Below are 16,592 nucleotides of genomic sequence, written 5' to 3'. Positions count from 1 at the left end.
GGGCCGTCGTTCAGGTGGGTGGCATCCACGGTGGTGGTGCCGTCATCCGCCGCCTTGAGGGTTCAGGTGATCTGGGTCAGGAATGGTAAAGGGCCGCGCTACTGGCCGCCAGGTGGTGGCGCCCCGACGATCCATACCTTGGCGCCTGGATAGTCGATCGTCAGCCTGGTTCGATATAGGAAGTCCAGCCCCAAGATGCCGTCGACCGTCGACCCAGCCGCCGAGCTGATGGCGGAGAGGCGGTCGGAAATGCTGACATTCCTCAGGTCGTAACTTACGGGACCAAGGCTGATGCGCGCGTCGCCACGCCGGACCGCCACCGTCCCGCCTGCGCCGCCGAGGACACCGTCCCCCGTGGCGACAACTCCGGCGCGCTCCGCCGCGTCGGGGGACAGGGTCGTCACAGTGGCCCCGGTGTCGATTTCAAAGGTGAAGGGACCGGCGCCGTTCACCGTCGCCTGGACCAGGATCAGGGGCTTCTTTTGGCCGAGGCTGAATGGCAAGGCGTCGGCATCCCGCCCTATCGCCGCCGCGAAGTCGATCTGGTGTGCGACATAGTCGATGGAGAAACGATAGTTGCGAAGGAACTGATAGCCAACGATGGCATCGACGGGGGTGCCGACCTGCCGCGTCATGGCGTCGATCATAGGCAGAACCGCGACCTTGGCATGTTCCAGCTTGACGGGGCCGATCGAAAAGGCGGGCAACTCCCCTTCCCGGTAAGTTTGCGGTCCGCCGCCGATGGCCGTCGAGCTTTCCGGCGTAACATCGTCCGACAGCGGAAGGTGCAGTCTCTGGGCCTGGGATACGCTCAGGAATATCGGGAAGGGGGCGGTCGCGCCGGTGTCGACGACAATACGCCCTCTTTCCGCCTGTTCACCAAGCTGTCCCTCGACAACGATCAGTGGCGCCTGCTGGGATGCATAATCAAAGGGTATCGCGCCCGACATAGGCTCACCTGTCCATCGTCAGCCTGTCATGGATCAAGGGTGATCACTTGAATCCCGCCACCTTCAGCGCCTCATCCGGGTTGCCCTTGTCACAGCGGCCGGCCTGGTCGGCGGGGCTGTCGGTCAGGTGGGCGGCGTCCAGGGCGGTGGTGCCGTCGTCGGCCGCCTTGAGGGTGAAGGTGATCTGGGTCAGGAAGGCGGCCTTGCCCGTGCCCAGCACGGCGGACTGGCGCGCGGCTTCGCCGAAGTCGGCCGCCAGGGCATCGCACAGGGCCTTGCGCGTCACGCTCTTGCCCGTGGCATTGGCCAGCAGGGTGCCGGCCTTGCTGCTGCCCAGCGTCTTCACCATCGCGCCGGCCTGGGCGTAATACTGATCGGCGCTGAGGCCGCTGCAATAGCCGTGCTTCTGCCACTCATGCAGCGTCAGGCCGGAGGCGATGCCCGGCATGACCTCCGCCAAGGTGCTCTGCACCGCAGGCGACAGGGGCGGCAACACGCGGTCCTTCCACGTCGGGTCGTTGTCCTTCGCGGAGAGGGAGCAGGCGCTGCTCCATTGCGGCCACAGGCCGTGCAGGGTCAGGTGGGTGGCGCCGAAGCTGGTGGCCCGGTCGCCCGCCGCGCATTCCGGATGACCGTCGCCATGCAGGTAGCAGAACTCCGGCTCCCAGCTCAGCACCAGCATGTAGGTGTGATGGCCGGGTGTCTGCTTGTCCGCCGGAATGGAGGGCGAGTCCGCCGCCAGGGCGGGGCCGCTGGTCAGGAGGGTGGCCATAAGGTTGGCCACCAGGGCAGCCATGGCGGTTTGCTGAACACCCTTGCGCATCGCGTGTATCCCCCATCCGGTTCGCCCCTATGGAGTGTGGGACAAAGCCGCCGCCGTCAAGAGCGAAATGGTCCAAATGGGGAACACGGAAGCGATAGGGCCCCTGGCCGCGGCGATCCCCACAGCAAGCCCAGCGATCACTCCGGGCTTGCTAGGTCCGTCGGAATAGGCTGGCCAGGAACTGCAGCAGGAACAGGAACACGCCGATGCCGACGATGATGCGCAACGCCTCTGCCAGGATCGGGGGCAGCAGGCTCATCGCCAGGTCCACCAGCATGATGATCAGCAGCAGGCTGAGAATGGCGTAAAGGATGGAACGAAGGGGGGCGTTCATGGCGCGATCTCTTTCGGCAGTGAACCAGGACGGGTTGAGCCAGGGCCGGTTTCGGCTCGGCCCCCTGTTGGGCCGGCGCGTCGGATCACGGCCGCGGCCGCTTGGCCGAGAAACGCGACGAAGACCAGGCCCGCCAGCAGCGGCGGCAGGGCGCCGATCACCGGCGGCAGAACCTGCATCGCCAGGTCCGTCAGGGGAACCAGCAGCAGCAGAACGACGGTGACCGACAGTAGCTTATGCAGGGCGTTCAACACCGACGACCTCAGACGTTCTGTGACGGGCCTTGGCGGCCCACCGCGTGATCCGTTCGGACGGTTTCAAAATCCGTTCCCGGGTAACGAAATCGGGAAATAGCGGGGTCGGTTTCACCGTCAACCGGAAGGCCGGCCAAAGCGCTAGGAAGGGCGCCGGAATGCCTATCCGCGACATCCGATCCACCTCCGCCGGGCAATCGGCGTATCGGCAGGGTGGATGACGAAAGAGGGGCCCCACGGCGGAAGTGGAACCCCCTCCGCCGTTGGTGATAGGTCCATGCGGCAAATGGCGCGGCCCGCGACCCTTGGTGCGTCTGCGACTGAACGCTGGTCGGCGTTCAGTCGGCGCTGGGGACCTTATCGCAAGGGAAAACGGCATCATTGCGGCGCGGGAGCCGTAACATTACAGTCAAATTTTTCCGGCAATGGTTGCCCTGCTGGGAAAATTCCCCAGCAAGCCAATAATTCGCCGCCCGCCTGCGCTGAAATAGCCCATTGCCACTTTCCGCCAAAGGTGCGATTTCGCGCTTCCTTGTTTTTGCGGTGCAATGCACGGGTGCGTCATCGCGCCACGGTTTCTTAACCTTGACCCGTGCGGCGCCAAACGGCGTGTGGAGTGTAGAGGGTGCGTTTTCGCCGCTTTCTTTCCGGTTCGGGCCATGGACTGCAGTGGTTGGGGGCTACCCTTCTTCTGGTCGCCGTGGTCGCCATGATCGTGATCCGCGAGAGTGACGTGACGCCTGCCGTGGCGGCGGCGCCCCCACAGGCCGATCCCGCCCCCGGCACCTTCCAGGTGACGCCGGGCCAGTGGGCGACGCTGGGGATGGATGCCGTGACCCCGCACCCCTTCCAGACCCACATCGACACCGATGGCCGCGTGGCGGCCAATGATGAGGCGACCACCCCGGTCTATTCCCCGGTCACCGGCCAGGTGGGTACCGTCATGGCGCGGGTGGGCGATCATGTGGCCAAGGACGCTGTGCTGATGACCGTGGAGGCCGCCGACATCGCCCAGGGCCGCAGCGACCTGGCCAGCGCCGCCTCGGCGGTCGCGGCGGCCGATGCCCAGCTTCGCCAGGCCCGCGCGACGGAGCAGCGCCAGCATGACCTCTACCAGGCGGATGGCGGCGCCCTGAAGGATTGGCAGCAGTCGCAGGCCGACCTGGTGACGGCGGAAACGGCGGCGCACACGGCGCATGCCGCCCTGGCCGCGGTGCGGGATCGTCTGCGGGTGCTGGGCCGCACGCCGCAGGAGATCGCGGCGCTGGCGAACGAGGGTGCCGCCCTCGTGCCCACGCCGGTGCGGGCGCCCATCGCCGGCACCGTGCTTCAGCGCCAGGTGGCCCCGGGCCAGTATGTCAATGGCGCCGCCAGCGGTGGCGCCGTGGCCTTCACCATCGCCGACCTGTCCACCGTCTGGTTGCTGGCCAATGTGCGCGAGGCCGACGCGCCGGCCGTGGCGGTGGGGCAGGAGGTGGAGGCGCGGGTGCCCGCCTATCCCGCGCGGGTGTTTCGCGGCCATGTGACGGCGGTGGCGCCGGCCCTGGATCCCGCGACCCGGCGCCTGGCGGTGCGGGTCACCCTGGACAATGCCGATGGCGCCCTGAAGCCGGAGATGATGGCCGTGGTCCGTCTGCTGTCCTCGCTGGCGGCGCCCGTCCTGGCCGTGCCCGAACGGGCGGTGATCCACGAGGGGGACGACGCCCGTGTCTGGGTGGCCGATGCCGCCCACCACACCCTGGCCCTGCGCACCGTCACGCTGGGGCGGCAGCAGGACGGTTTGGTGGAGGTGCTGAACGGCCTCAAGGCGGGGGACAGCGTGGTGACCAAGGGCGCCCTGTTCATCGACCGCGCGGCGCAGGGCGACTGACATCATGAACAAGGTCGTCATTTTCGCGCTGCGCCAGCGCGTCCTGATGCTGGCGGCGCTGGCCGCCCTGCTGGTGGTGGGTGTGGGCGCTTTCCTGCATCTGAATATCGAGGCTTATCCCGATCCGGTCCCGCCCATGGTGGAGATCGTGACGCAGAACAGCGGTCAGTCGGCGGAAGAGATCGAGCGGTACATCACCGTGCCCATCGAGGTGCAGATGGCCGGCATCCCCCATGTCACGGCCATCCGCTCCGTCTCGCTGTTCGGGCTGTCGGACATCAAGATCCAGTTCACCTACGACTTCACCTATGACGAGGCGGTGCAGCGGGTGACCAACCAGTTGTCGCAGCTGTCCAACCTGCCGTCGGGCGTGCAGCCGGCCATTTCGCCGGAAAGCCCCATTGGCGAGATCCTGCGCTATCAGGTGGTGGGCCCGCCGGGCTATTCGGTCACCGACCTCAAGACCCTGCAGGATTGGGTGTTGCAGCGGCGGTTCAAGGCGGTGCCGGGCGTCATCGACGTGTCGGGCTGGGGCGGCAAGACCAAGGCCTATGAGGTGACGGTGGACCAGCGCAAGCTGACCGCCTATGGCCTGACCATCCCCGGCGTGCTGCAGTCCCTGAACAATGCCAACATCAATGTCGGCGGCCAGACGGTGAACATCGGCGACCAGGCCATGGTGGTGCGGGGCGTCGGCCTGATCCATTCCGCCGACGACATCCGCGGCACCATGCTGGCCGCCAACGGCGGCACGCCGGTGCTGGTGGGCGACGTCGCCACCGTCACCGTGGGCAACCAGCCGCGCCTGGGCATCGCCGGCCGTGACGACCAGGACGACATCGTCCAGGGCATCGTGCTGATGCGGCGCGGGGCGGAGAGCAAGCCGACCATCCTGGCCGCCAAGGCGGAGATGGAGAAGATCAACAACTCCGGCATCCTGCCGCCGGGCGTGTACCTGAAGACCATTTACGACCGGTCGGACCTGATCGACCTGACCACCCATACCGTGATGCACAACATGGTCATGGGCATCGTCCTGATCTTCTTCGTGCAGTGGCTGTTCCTGGGTGATTTGCGCAGCGCCGTCATCGTGGCGGCCACGGTGCCCTTCGCCCTGTTCTTCGCCATCCTGATCATGACCCTACGCGGGGAGTCCGCCAACCTGCTGTCGGTGGGCGCCATCGACTTTGGCCTGATCGTCGATGCGACCGTCATCATGGTGGAGAACATCTTCCGCCATCTGGCGCAGCCGCCCAAGGAGCGCTTCGCGAAGTCGTCCATCCTGCACAGCGTGCGGCAGGACGTGATCCTGAAGGGCCGGTTCGGCGTCATCGCCAATTCCGCCGTCGAGGTCAACCGGGCCATCTTCTTCTCCGCCGCCATCATCATCGCGGGCTTCGTGCCGCTGTTCACCCTGTCGGGGGTGGAGGGCCACATCTTCGGGCCCATGGCCAAGACCTACGCCTACGCCATCGCTGGCGGCCTGATCGCCACCTTCACCATCTCCCCCGCCTTGAGCGCCATCCTGTTGCCCGAACAGGTGCGGGAGCATGACACGGTGGTGGTGCGGGTGCTGCACCGCCTCTATCCTCCCCTGTTGCGCATGGCGCTGGCCAACCGCCGCCTGGTGCTGGCCGTGGCCAGCGTGCTGATGCTGCTGGCCATCGCCTGCACCCGCTTCATGGGCATGGAATTCCTGCCCCACTTGGAAGAGGGCAACCTGTGGATCCGCGCCAACCTGCCCCTGTCCATCTCCCTGGAGGCGGGGACCGAGGCGGTGGATGGCATCCGCCGGGTCATCAAGTCCTACCCGGAAGTGGAGACCGTCATCTCCCAGCACGGGCGGCCCGATGACGGCACCGACGCCACCGGCTTCTTCAATGCCGAATTCTTCGTCCCGCTGAAGCCCTTCGACAGTTGGCCGAAGGGCTGGGACAAGGAACGCCTGACCCGCGATATCGAAGCTAAGCTGAGCGACCGCTTCCCCGGCATCGAGTTCAACTTCTCCCAGTACATCGAGGACAATGTGGAGGAGGCGGCCAGCGGCGTTAAGGGTGAGAACTCGGTCAAGCTGTTCGGCAACGACCTGGAAACGCTGGAAAAGACCGCCAACCATATCAAGCAGGTGATGTCCACCGTCCCCGGTGTGACCGATCTTGGCGTGTTCAAGTCGCTGGGCCAGCCCACGATCAAGATCACGGTGGACCGCGCCAAGGCCGCCCGCTATGGCCTGGCGACCGGCGACGTCAACGCCGTCGTCCAGGCCGCCATCGGCGGGCAGGCGGCCGGCAACCTGTATGAGGATGGCAGCGACCGCAACTTCCCCATCGTGGTGCGGTTGTCGCCGGAAGATCGCGGCAGCCTGGATGCCATCCGCCACATCACCGTGGGGACGACGGCGCTCGGCACCGGGACGGCACCCATTCCCCTGGCCGACGTGGCCGACATCCGCATGGTGTCCGGCGCGTCCTTCATCTATCGCGAAGGGCAGGGGCGCTACATCCCCATCAAGTTCAGCGTGCGCGGCCGCGACCTGGGCGGCGCCGTGCTGGAGGCGCAGCAGAAGGTGGCGGACCAGGTGCAACTACCCGGCGGCTACCGCCTGGAATGGGTGGGCGAGTTCGGCAATCTGCAGGACGCGGTGCGCCGCCTGGCGGTGGCCGTGCCGGTCAGCCTGGTGCTGATCTGCGTGCTGCTCTACCTCAACTTCTCCTCCATGACCGACACGCTGCTGGCGGCCAGCGTCATGCCCATGGCGCTGATCGGCGGCATCTTCATCCTGGCCGTCACCGGCACGCCCTTCTCCATCTCCGCCGCCATCGGCTTCATCGGGCTGTTCGGCATCTCGGTGATGGAGGGGATCATCGTCATCTCTTACTTCAACCAGCTGGTCCATGCCGGCATCGAGCGGTCGGTGGCCCTGGTGAAGGCGGCGGAGACGCGCCTGCGCCCGGTGATGATGACCTGTATCGCCGCCTGCGTCGGCCTGTTGCCGGCGGCCCTGTCGCACGGCATCGGGTCACAGGTGCAGCGCCCCCTGGCCATGGTGGTGGTGGGCGGCATCCTGTTGGCCCCCGTCCTCATTCTCGTGGTCCTGCCCGTGCTGATCAGCCTGTTCTCCAGCCGCACCGCGCTGCCTGTTCAAGACGGGCCGGCCCCGGTGGTGGAGGCTGAATGATGCGCCGCGCCCTGACCCTCATCCCCGCCTTGTGCCTGGCCGCCTGCGCCGTGGGGCCCGACTACCAGACGCCCGACGCCCCGCCGCCGCAGGCGTTGGCCGCCCCACCCAAGGTGGCCGGGCAGGCCTTGCTGGCCGGTCGTGACATTCCGGCTGACTGGTGGGCGCTGTTCAAGTCGCCGGCCCTGGACGGCCTGGTGCGCGAGGCCATGGCCCACAATGCGGACGTGGCCGCCGCCCAGGCGGCGCTGCGGGTGGCGCGGGAAAACGCGCTGGCCAATGTTGGATCTTTCTTCCCCTCCGTCACCGGCAGCTTCCAGGCGACGCGGCAGAAGGACCCCACCGGCACCGTCGCGCCCACGGCGGCCAACAATGCGCCGCAGCTGAACCTGTTCACGCCGCAACTGTCCATCTCCTACAGCCCCGATCTCTGGGGCGGTATCCGGCGGGCGCAGGAGGCGTTGGACGCGACGGCAGAAGGCCAGCGTTTCCAGGTGGAGGCGACCTACCTGACGCTGACGGCCAACGTGGTGGTGGCCGCGGTGACGGAGGCCAGCTTGCGCGGCCAGGTGGCCGCCACGCAATCCATCATCGCCGACGCGGACAAGGCGCTGACCATCCTGCGCCGCCAGCGGGAATTGGGCCAAGTCTCGGCCGCCGACGTCGCGGCCGGCGAAACCGCCGTGGCGCAGGCCCAGCAGGGGCTTCCGGCCCTGGAAAAGCAATTGGAACAGCAGCGGCACCAGTTGAACGCCCTGCTGGGCCGCATGCCGGCCGATCCGACACCGGAGACGTTCCAGCTGTCCGACCTGACCCTGCCGGCGGAACTGCCGTACAGCCTGCCGGTGCGGCTGGTGGAGCAGCGGCCGGACATCCGCCTGGCGGCGGCCAACCTGCATGCCGCCAGCGCCGCGGTTGGTGTGGCCATCGCCGACCGGCTGCCCAACCTGACGCTCAGCGGGGCGACCGGCTCCAGCGCGTCAGCCCTCGACAGCCTGTTTTCCCCCGGCAACGGCTTCTGGAATTTCGGCGCCACCCTGACACAGCCGATCTTTGACGGCTTCAGCCTGATGCATAAGGAACGGGCGGCGCGGGCGGCCTTGGACCAGGCGGCGGCGCAGTATCGCTCCACCGTCGTCCTCGCCTTCCAGAACGTGGCCGACACCCTGTCAGCGCTGAAAAGCGATGGCGACGCCCTGGCCGCCGCCCAGCGGGCCGATGCCGCTGCGGCCCATAGCCTGGCCCTGGCCCGGCGCCAGTTGGAACTGGGCGCGGTGGCGCCGTCGGTCGTCCTGGCGGCCCAGCAGGCGGCGGCCCAGGCGCGTCTGACCCTGGTGCAGGCGGAGGCCTCGCGCCTGATGGACACGGCCGCCCTGTTCCAAGCCCTCGGCGGCGGCTGGTGGAACGTGCCGCCGGCGGAAGCCGGGGGTGAGGCGGGACATGCGGGGGCCGCGGGCGGAACCTAACCTTTCGTTGATCAACCCGCAAAAAATCTATTAACCAACGGGAAACCTATTTCCGGCACCGTCTTGACGCAGTGACGATTTGTCACGGACGACAGGGCGGGGCTGGCTGTGCGTACTTCCATCCAGATGATTGGGCCGCCGCTGATGGCCGCGGTGCTTGCCGTGTCCGCCGGCGCGCCGGCGCGCGCTGGTGAAGGCGGGGCGCGGGAAATGACCGCCGACCGGCCGGACAAGACCGAGGTCCCCTATACCATCGACCCCGGCTATATCCAGATCGAGGCGGACATCGTCAGCCACAACCGCGATTTCTATAACGACGACGGCACGCGCCGGCGCGAAACCGTCTACATGGCGCCCAACATCCGCATTGGCGTTTGGGACGATACCGAACTCAGCATCATCCCGCCGGCCTACACCGTCATGGCGCTGTCGGAGCGGGGGGGCGGCCACACCCGGATCCACGGCTGGTCGGACATGACCGTCCGCGCCAAGGTCAATCTCTGGGGGAACGATGGTGAGGGCGCTACCGCCTTGGGCCTCATCCCCTTCGTCAAGCTGCCCGTCGCCGCCCAGGCTCTTGGCAACGGGGCCGTGGAGGGGGGTGTCGGCCTGCCCTTTTCCATGAAGCTGGGCGGTGAATGGGAGATGGGGGCTCAGGCCACCTTGGCCCTGAACCGCAACGCCATCGGTAACGGCTATGATCCCGACTTGGCCTTCTCCGCCACCCTCAGCCATCCCCTGGGGGCATCCTTGGACGGCTATGTCGAGCTGTTCGGTGAACGGCAGACCGGCCCCGATGCCGCCACGGTCGCCACGCTGGACTTCGGTCTCACCTATCAGGTGACGGCGACCTTCTCCCTGGACTGCGGCGTGAACATCGGTCTGACCAAGGCCGCGGACGATCTTAACCCCTTCGTCGGCTTCACGATCCGCTTCTGACGCGCGTTTCCCTTTTCGACCTCGATACCCCGTTTCCAATCCGGCGGAGGCCCCTCATGAAACTCGCGCACAAACTGATCCTCGCGTCCGCCTTGAGCGTGCTGCTGATCCTGGTGATCGCGGCGGTCTTCACCCTGACGCTGGGCCGGTTGGCCCAAAGCAAGGCGACGCTGACCACCGCCGCCGCCGTGGCCGCCAAGTCGGTGCGGGCCGTTTCAGCCGGCAACGACCTGTATGCCGTCGTCGCGGATGCGGAGATCAACCACAACCTTGATGAAACCCGGGTGGATTGGGCCGCGAAGAAGCAGGGCATCCTGGACATGTTCAAGGAGCTGCGCGCTGAGGCCGACCTGCCGGAGGAGAAGAGCGCGTTGGACGGCGCCGAGGCGGGCTTGCGGGACTACATCGCCATCTTTGAACAGGAGATGCTGCCGGCGCTGGAAAAAAGCGACGTGCTGACGACGGCCATGCGGGAACTGGACGGGAAGGTGGACGCCGCGCGTGAGCGGATGACCCAGAGCCTGGAGAAGATGGCCGCCCTGAACCTGAAGCAGTCGGACGAGGCGGACAGGGCGTTCGACGCTATTTCCAACCGGGGGCACGCCACGGGCCTCGCCTTCGCCGGTATCGCCACCGTCCTGACCTTGGCCCTGTCTTGGGTCATGGGCCGGTCCATCACCCGGCCTGTCGACCTGTTGCGGGGGGTGATGGAAACCATGGCCGGCGGGGCGCGGCGGGTGGAGGTGCCGGGCACGACCCGTGGGGATGAGATCGGTGCCATGGCCCGCGCGGTCGAGGTGTTCAAGGAGAGCCTGATCCAGGGCGATGCCCTGGTGGCCGAGCAGGAAACGCTGAAGGCGCAGGCGGAGGCCCACCGTAAGGCGGCCATGGCCAGTGCCGCCGACACCTTCGAGGCGACGGTGCGGGGCGTGGTGGACAAGGTGGCGGTCGCCGCCAACGGCATTCAGGCCACGGCGCGCGAGTTGGGCGTGGCGGCGAAGGAAAGCCTGCAACAGACCACCACCGTATCGGCCGCCGCCAGCCAGTCCGCCGGCAATGTGCGCAGCGTGGCGACGGCCAGCGAGGAACTGTCGTCCTCCATCGGCGAGATCAGCCGCCAGGTGGAGAATTCCGCCGTCATCGCCCGCGAGGCCGTGACCCAGGTGGACGCGACCCGGGGCACGGTCGATGGCTTGTCGGAGGTGGCCAAGCGTATCGGCGCTGTCGTGCAACTGATCAGCGATATCGCCGGCCAGACCAACCTGTTGGCACTGAACGCCACCATCGAGGCGGCACGGGCGGGGGAGGCGGGCAAGGGCTTCGCCGTCGTGGCGTCGGAGGTGAAGGCCCTGGCCAGCCAGACATCCAAGGCCACGGATGAGATCGCGGCCCATGTCGCCGCCATCCAGGGGGCCAGCGGCGAGGCGGTCGCGGCCATCGGCGACATCGGCGGCACCATCCGCCGCATTGACGAGATCGCCTCCATCATCGCCGCCGCCGTGCAGGAGCAAGGCGCTGCCACCCAGGCCATCGTCACCAATGTGGGCGAGACGGCGCGGGCGACGGAGGAGATCACCGAGAACATCTTTGGCGTCAATGAACGGGCGCAGAAGACCGCCAACGCGTCGGCGCAGGTGGAGGACTCCTCCGCCGAGCTGTCAGCCGAGGCCGAGGTGCTGCGTGCCCAGGTGGATGCTTTTTTGGCTCGGTTGCGAGCGGCGTAAAGGGGGGGCAGCCGCCGGGACGGGCGAACCTGCCCGCCCTTGAGGCGGGATGTGAGCGGTAACATCAAGCGAGCCGTGCCTGGCTTGCCCAGCCCCGATGATAGCGTTATCATCCTACTAATTCGCGGCCCGGATAATTCGCCCGACAGGATAGGCGACGGGCGGCGGGTTTCCTGTCCGGCTTTAGGGAGGCCCGGGTGGGATAGGCGCCCGTGTCCAAGAAGACCCAATGATAAGAACAAGGGAATCCATGAAGCACCGTCTGGCCCTTCTGGCGTCCGTGGCGCCGGCCATTCTTTTCGCCGTCCTGGCGCCGATGTTCGCGGCTCCGATATCCGCGTCCGCGCAGCAGGCCGCACCCCAACCGACGTCCCCGCAAAAGGCATCCTCCACCGTGACAGACAGCGCCCGCGGCGTCGCCCACCCCGAGCTGTGGCCGGCCGCCAAGAGCAAAGGGCTGGTGGATGCCAAGACAGAAGCCTTCGTGACCAGCCTGATGGCGAAGATGAGCCTGGAGGACAAGGTCGGCCAGATGATCCAGGCGGACATCTCCACCGTCACGCCGGCGGACCTCAAGGATTATCCGCTGGGCTCCATCCTGGCGGGTGGTGATAGCGCGCCCGCCGGTGGCGACGACCGGGCCGGGCCGGAGCGCTGGGCGGAGACGGCGCGCGCCTTCCGCGTGGCGTCGTTGGCCGAGCGGCCGGGACATTTGGCCATCCCCATCCTGTTTGGGATCGATGCCGTCCACGGCAACAACAACGTGGTGGGCGCCACGCTGTTTCCGCACAATTCCGGTCTGGGCGCCGCCCATGAGCCTGCCCTGATGCGGCGCATTGGCGTGGCCACGGCGCAGGAGACGGCGGCGGCGGGCATTGACTGGGCCTTCGGGCCCACCCTGGCCGTGCCGCAGGACTACCGCTGGGGACGCACTTACGAGGGCTATTCCGAGGATCCGGAGATCGTGCGCCAGTATGCGGGCGATATGGTCCTGGGCCTGCAAGGGCAGGCGGGGGCCGGACAAGCGCTGCAGCATGGCCATGTCGCTGCCTCTGCCAAACATTTCCTGGGCGATGGCGGCACCACCAACGGCATCGATCAAGGCGATACGGCGGTCAGCGAGGCCGACCTGATCCGCATTCACGCGGCGGGTTATCCGGCGGCGATCAATGCCGGGGTCATGACGGTCATGGCCAGCTTCTCCAGCTGGCAGGGCGTCAAGATGCACGGCAACAAATCGCTGCTGACCGATGTGCTGAAGGGGCGCATGGGCTTTGACGGCTTCGTCGTTGGCGATTGGAACGGCCATGGGCAGGTGCCAGGCTGCACGGCGGACTCCTGCCCGGCCGCCATCCAGGCCGGTATCGACATGATCATGGCCCCCAACGATTGGAAGGCCCTGTTCACCAACACCGTGGCCCAGGTGAAGGCGGGGACCATCCCTATGGCGCGCATCGACGATGCCGTGCGTCGCATTCTGCGGGTGAAGGCCAAGCTGGGCCTGTTCGATGCCACCCGCCCGTTCGAGCTGAAGGACGGTGTGATCGGCAATACGGAGCACCGCGCCCTGGCGCGGGAGGCGGTGCGCAAGTCGCTGGTGCTGCTGAAGAACAACGGCAATGTGCTGCCGCTCAAGGCGAAGTCCCGCGTGCTGGTGGCGGGCGACGCCGCCAATGACATCGGCCGTCAGGCCGGCGGCTGGACCCTGTCCTGGCAGGGGACCGGCAATAAGAACGGCGACTTCCCCGGCGCCACCTCCCTCTATGAGGGCATCCGCCAGGCGGTGGCCGCCGGTGGCGGCACGGTGGACCTCAGCACCGACGGCAGTTTCACCACCAAGCCGGACGTGGCCGTGGTGGTGTTCGGCGAATTGCCCTATGCCGAGTTCCAGGGCGACATTCCCAGCCTGGAATTCCAGCCAGGCGACAAACAGGATCTGGCGCTGCTGAAAAAGCTGAAGGCCCAGGGCATCCCCGTCGTCGCCGTCTTCCTGTCCGGCCGGCCGCTGTGGGTCAATCCCGAGATCAACGCGTCGGACGCCTTCGTCGCCGCGTGGTTCCCCGGGTCGGAGGGCGGCGGCGTGGCCGACGTCCTGGTGGGCGATGCCCAGGGCCGGCCGCGGTACGACTTCACGGGCAAGCTCTCCTATTCCTGGCCCAAGACGGCGGCCCAGGCGACGCTGAACCATCTGCGCCAGCCCTACGACCCGTTGTTCCCCTTCGGCTACGGCCTGCGCTACGCCGATGCCAAGGCCACCCTTGTGCCGTCGTTGCCGGAGGTGCCCGGCGTGGATGCGGCGGCGGCCAACATCGACACCTATTTCGTGAAGGGCCGAAATCCCGCGCCCTGGGGCTTCGTCCTGCGCCAGGGCGCCTCCATTGTGCCCGTGCTGGGGGATGGCACGGCGACGGAGGTCGCGGGGGCGCTTGCGGTGAAGCCGGTGGACGCGGGCGGCATCCAGGGCGCCGGGCGGCAGGTGAGCTGGACCGGCAAGGGCGAGGCCGCCATCGCCGTGACCGGCAGCACGTTGGATCTGATGCGTCAGGCCAATGGCGCCCTGTCGCTGCAGGTGGATTACCGTGTTGATGAGGCGCCGGCGGGCACCGTGTGGCTGGCCTCCGGCACCGGTCCGGGCACCCCGGGAGCCCTGGATCTGACATCGGTCCTGAAGTCGGCGCCGGTGGGGCAGTGGCAGACCCTGAAGGTCAAGCTGTCCTGCTTCAAGCAGGCGGGGGCTGACCTGTCCAAGGTCACCACGCCCTTCGCGCTCAGCACCGGCGGCACCTTGCGCCTGTCGCTGGCCACTGTGCGGCTGTCCGCCGACCCGGCGGGTGCCATCTGTCCCGGCCATTGATTCTAGAATAAATTAAGATGATTTATGAAATCGAGCCCAGCCTTAGGGCTCATGTGGGAGGAACCTTGCAATGAAGAAACTGACCCTGGCAGCCGCCGTGATGCTGACGGGTTTGGCCGCCGCCCTTCCGGCCCTGGCCGAGGACAACAAGCCCCCGAGTGCCGAGCAGGTGGCCAAGTGGCATCAGGAGGAAGAGGATAGGCTGCACAACGACTTCGCCTACCTGAACCGTTATGCCGCGGATAATGAGAAGCTGAAGCCAGGTTCGGTCCAGGTAGTGTTCATGGGCGACAGCATCACACAGCTGTGGGTGGACAAGACGCCTGGCTTCTTCACGCCTGGCCGCGTGGGGCGGGGTATCAGCGGCCAGACCACGGCGCAGATGCTGCTGCGTTTCCGTCAGGACGTCATCGACCTGCACCCCAAGGTCGTGCACATCATGGCCGGCACGAACGACTTGGCCCAGAACTGGGGGCCGGTATCGCCGCAACAGCTGAAGAACAACATCATGAGCATGGTGGAGCTGGCGCAGAAGCACGGCATCACCGTGATCCTGGCCGGTATTCCCCCGGCGCTGGACTTCAAGTGGCGCCATGGACTGGACCCGGCGCCCAAGATCGCCGCGCACAATGCCTGGCTGAAGGAGTATGCAGCGCAGGTGGGCGCCCTGTTCGTCGACTACAAGGACGTGGTGGGCGACGGCAAGGGCGACTTCAAGCCCGGCCTGGCCTCCGACGGCGTGCACCCGACCGAGGCCGGCTACGTCGCCATGGCCCCGCTGGCCGACAAGGTGGTGAAGGAAGCGCTGGCCAAGGCCCAGTAGCCTGCAGAACTTTGCTGGAAAGATGGACGCCCGGGACTGGCTGGTCCCGGGCGTTTTGGTGTGCTTACGCCGCATCCGCCAGCGCCACCTTGGGGGCGTGGCGCAGGGGCAGGGACAGGGTGCGGAAGGTGGCGGCGCGCCAGACCCATTCCAGGGGGCCGTAGCGGTAGTGGCGCAGCCACCAATGGGCGAGGGCACATTGCAGGATGACGAAGGCGATGCCGCTGGCCACACTGTAGAACGGGCCCATGACGCGGTAGAGCCCCAGGCCGTAGCCGTAGAACAGCGGCACGAAGACCAGGGCTTGGGTGACGTAGCAGGTTAGGCTCATGCGCCCGAAGGAGGCGAGCGCCCGCACCGGCGCCAGGGCCTGGATGCGGGGATACAGCAGGACGAAGCCGCTGGCCCAAATGGCCATCTGCGCCAAGCCGCAATAGGCGTTGGCCAGGTTCGTCACCTCATAGGCCGTCATGGTGGGCAGGCTGGCGCCCTCGGCCAGGCGCTTCAGGGGATAGAGCACGGCGAAGGCCAGCGCGCCGCTGGCCAGGATGCCCTGCAGCAGGCGGCGATGCTCCGCGGCCCGCTCCAGGACGTGGTTACGCCCCACCACCAGGCCCACCAGGAACAGGCCCATCATCTGCAGGTAGCGGCCGGTTTCGATGGTCCAGAAGGTGCGGGCCAGCACGCCCTGCCACAGGTTGGCCTTCACCACGTCCCAGAAGCCGCCGTTGGCGTAGATGGGCATCAGCCCCTCATACACCGTCCAGTGGAAGGGGATGGCCGGTGTGGGGGCGGTGCCGCTCAGCAGGCCCGCCATCTGCCACAGGGTGGGCGGCTGGATCAGCAGCACGGCCGCCAGGGCCAATAGGGCCCGGTCGCCCAGGCGGTGCAGCAGCACCAGCGGCGCGCCCATGACCGCCAGGATGGTCAAGATGTCGCCGCAGTAGATCAGGCCGTGCAGGTAGCCGATGGCGAACAACACGGCCAGCCGCCACAGGAAGCGAGCCGACGCGCTGCCCTCCCGCCGCGACCAGCGACCCAGGATTAGGGAGAAACTGATGCCGAACATCAGCGCGAAGATGCCGTAGGCCTTGCCGGCGAACAGGAAGAAGGCCGCGTCGTGGGCCGCCGTGTCGAACGGCTTCAACCAGGCCGGCGGTACCGCCGCGTCGCTCAGGAAGTCGAAATGCTCGATGGTGTGCAGTAGGAACAGACCCACCAGGGCCGTTCCCCGTAAGGCGTCAATGACGGTGATGCGGTCATTCAACCCGGCCACGGCCGATCCCCGTGCGCTCCCCGATGCACTCATATCAGGCCATCCTGTTGTTCTTTTATCCCCTGGCCGGGCATCCTCCCGGGAAATGCCAGCGTTGTCAT

At 67.2% G+C, this 16,592-nt stretch carries 11 protein-coding genes and 1 pseudogene; 7 read left to right on the top strand and 5 right to left on the bottom strand.

Going from position 1 to position 16,592, the window contains the following annotated elements; translation table 11 throughout:
* Nucleotides 1–98: 98 nt before the first annotated feature.
* The 4 genes from FBZ90_RS08505 to FBZ90_RS08490 form a co-directional block, all read right to left on the bottom strand.
* Nucleotides 99–950, bottom strand: coding sequence for an aspartyl protease family protein (locus FBZ90_RS08505; RefSeq protein WP_145730976.1), 852 nt, complete (start codon nt 948–950; stop codon nt 99–101).
* Nucleotides 951–993: 43 nt separating this feature from the next.
* Nucleotides 994–1,773, bottom strand: a complete 780-nt coding sequence (locus tag FBZ90_RS08500; protein WP_145730974.1) for a ribonuclease T2 family protein — start codon at nt 1,771–1,773, stop codon at nt 994–996.
* Nucleotides 1,774–1,924: 151 nt separating this feature from the next.
* On the bottom strand, nt 1,925–2,107 hold the full coding sequence (locus FBZ90_RS08495; RefSeq protein WP_145730972.1) for a hypothetical protein: 183 nt from the start codon (nt 2,105–2,107) through the stop codon (nt 1,925–1,927).
* Nucleotides 2,104–2,358: a hypothetical protein gene (locus FBZ90_RS08490; RefSeq protein ID WP_145730970.1), complete on the bottom strand. Its 255-nt coding sequence runs from the start codon at nt 2,356–2,358 to the stop codon at nt 2,104–2,106. The genes FBZ90_RS08495 and FBZ90_RS08490 overlap by 4 nt, the downstream gene beginning before the upstream one ends.
* A gap of 676 nt (nt 2,359–3,034) precedes the next feature.
* Here FBZ90_RS08490 and FBZ90_RS08485 point away from each other — a divergent pair.
* The 7 genes and pseudogenes from FBZ90_RS08485 to FBZ90_RS08455 all read left to right on the top strand — a co-directional run bounded on the left by FBZ90_RS08485 (nt 3,035) and on the right by FBZ90_RS08455 (nt 15,215).
* On the top strand, nt 3,035–4,231 hold the full coding sequence (locus FBZ90_RS08485; protein ID WP_145730968.1) for an efflux RND transporter periplasmic adaptor subunit: 1,197 nt from the start codon (nt 3,035–3,037) through the stop codon (nt 4,229–4,231).
* A gap of 4 nt (nt 4,232–4,235) precedes the next feature.
* A pseudogene (locus FBZ90_RS08480) lies at nt 4,236–7,301 on the top strand (efflux RND transporter permease subunit); the annotation flags it as partial.
* Nucleotides 7,302–7,405: 104 nt separating this feature from the next.
* Nucleotides 7,406–8,875, top strand: a complete 1,470-nt coding sequence (locus tag FBZ90_RS08475; RefSeq protein WP_145730964.1) for an efflux transporter outer membrane subunit — start codon at nt 7,406–7,408, stop codon at nt 8,873–8,875.
* Between the two features lie 144 nt (nt 8,876–9,019).
* Nucleotides 9,020–9,814 (top strand): transporter, encoded by a 795-nt coding sequence (locus FBZ90_RS08470; RefSeq protein ID WP_186455671.1) that lies wholly within the window; start codon nt 9,020–9,022, stop codon nt 9,812–9,814.
* 56 nt (nt 9,815–9,870) lie between these two features.
* Nucleotides 9,871–11,538: a methyl-accepting chemotaxis protein gene (locus FBZ90_RS08465; protein WP_145730959.1), complete on the top strand. Its 1,668-nt coding sequence runs from the start codon at nt 9,871–9,873 to the stop codon at nt 11,536–11,538.
* A gap of 250 nt (nt 11,539–11,788) precedes the next feature.
* Entirely contained in the window at nt 11,789–14,392 is a 2,604-nt protein-coding gene (locus tag FBZ90_RS08460) for a glycoside hydrolase family 3 protein (RefSeq protein ID WP_145730957.1), read from the top strand.
* 70 nt (nt 14,393–14,462) lie between these two features.
* Nucleotides 14,463–15,215 carry an SGNH/GDSL hydrolase family protein gene (locus tag FBZ90_RS08455; protein ID WP_145730955.1) on the top strand — a complete coding sequence of 251 codons (753 nt, stop codon included), beginning with the start codon at nt 14,463–14,465 and terminating at the stop codon, nt 15,213–15,215.
* 64 nt (nt 15,216–15,279) lie between these two features.
* Here the strand turns inward: FBZ90_RS08455 and FBZ90_RS08450 are convergent, their stop codons facing one another.
* On the bottom strand, nt 15,280–16,491 hold the full coding sequence (locus FBZ90_RS08450) for a DUF418 domain-containing protein (RefSeq protein WP_186455670.1): 1,212 nt from the start codon (nt 16,489–16,491) through the stop codon (nt 15,280–15,282).
* Between the last annotated feature and the right edge of the window lie 101 nt (nt 16,492–16,592).

This window comes from Nitrospirillum pindoramense, assembly GCF_007827955.1.
Taxonomy (GTDB): Bacteria; Pseudomonadota; Alphaproteobacteria; order Azospirillales; family Azospirillaceae; genus Nitrospirillum; species Nitrospirillum amazonense_B.
The sequence above is the reverse complement of the archived record's forward strand: the minus strand, read 5'-3'. Positions and strand labels throughout refer to the sequence as shown.

Excerpts from the sequence above, each read along its gene's own strand:
- FBZ90_RS08470 (WP_186455671.1), top strand. The coding sequence starts at position 9,020 with ATGGCCGCGGTGCTTGCCGTGTCCGCCGGCGCGCCGGCGCGCGCTGGT.
- FBZ90_RS08455 (WP_145730955.1), top strand. The coding sequence starts at position 14,463 with ATGAAGAAACTGACCCTGGCAGCCGCCGTGATGCTGACGGGTTTGGCC.
- FBZ90_RS08465 (WP_145730959.1), top strand. The coding sequence starts at position 9,871 with ATGAAACTCGCGCACAAACTGATCCTCGCGTCCGCCTTGAGCGTGCTG.
- FBZ90_RS08460 (WP_145730957.1), top strand. The coding sequence starts at position 11,789 with ATGAAGCACCGTCTGGCCCTTCTGGCGTCCGTGGCGCCGGCCATTCTT.
- FBZ90_RS08475 (WP_145730964.1), top strand. The coding sequence starts at position 7,406 with ATGATGCGCCGCGCCCTGACCCTCATCCCCGCCTTGTGCCTGGCCGCC.
- FBZ90_RS08500 (WP_145730974.1), bottom strand. The coding sequence starts at position 1,773 with ATGCGCAAGGGTGTTCAGCAAACCGCCATGGCTGCCCTGGTGGCCAAC.
- FBZ90_RS08505 (WP_145730976.1), bottom strand. The coding sequence starts at position 950 with ATGTCGGGCGCGATACCCTTTGATTATGCATCCCAGCAGGCGCCACTG.
- FBZ90_RS08495 (WP_145730972.1), bottom strand. The coding sequence starts at position 2,107 with ATGAACGCCCCCCTTCGTTCCATCCTTTACGCCATTCTCAGCCTGCTG.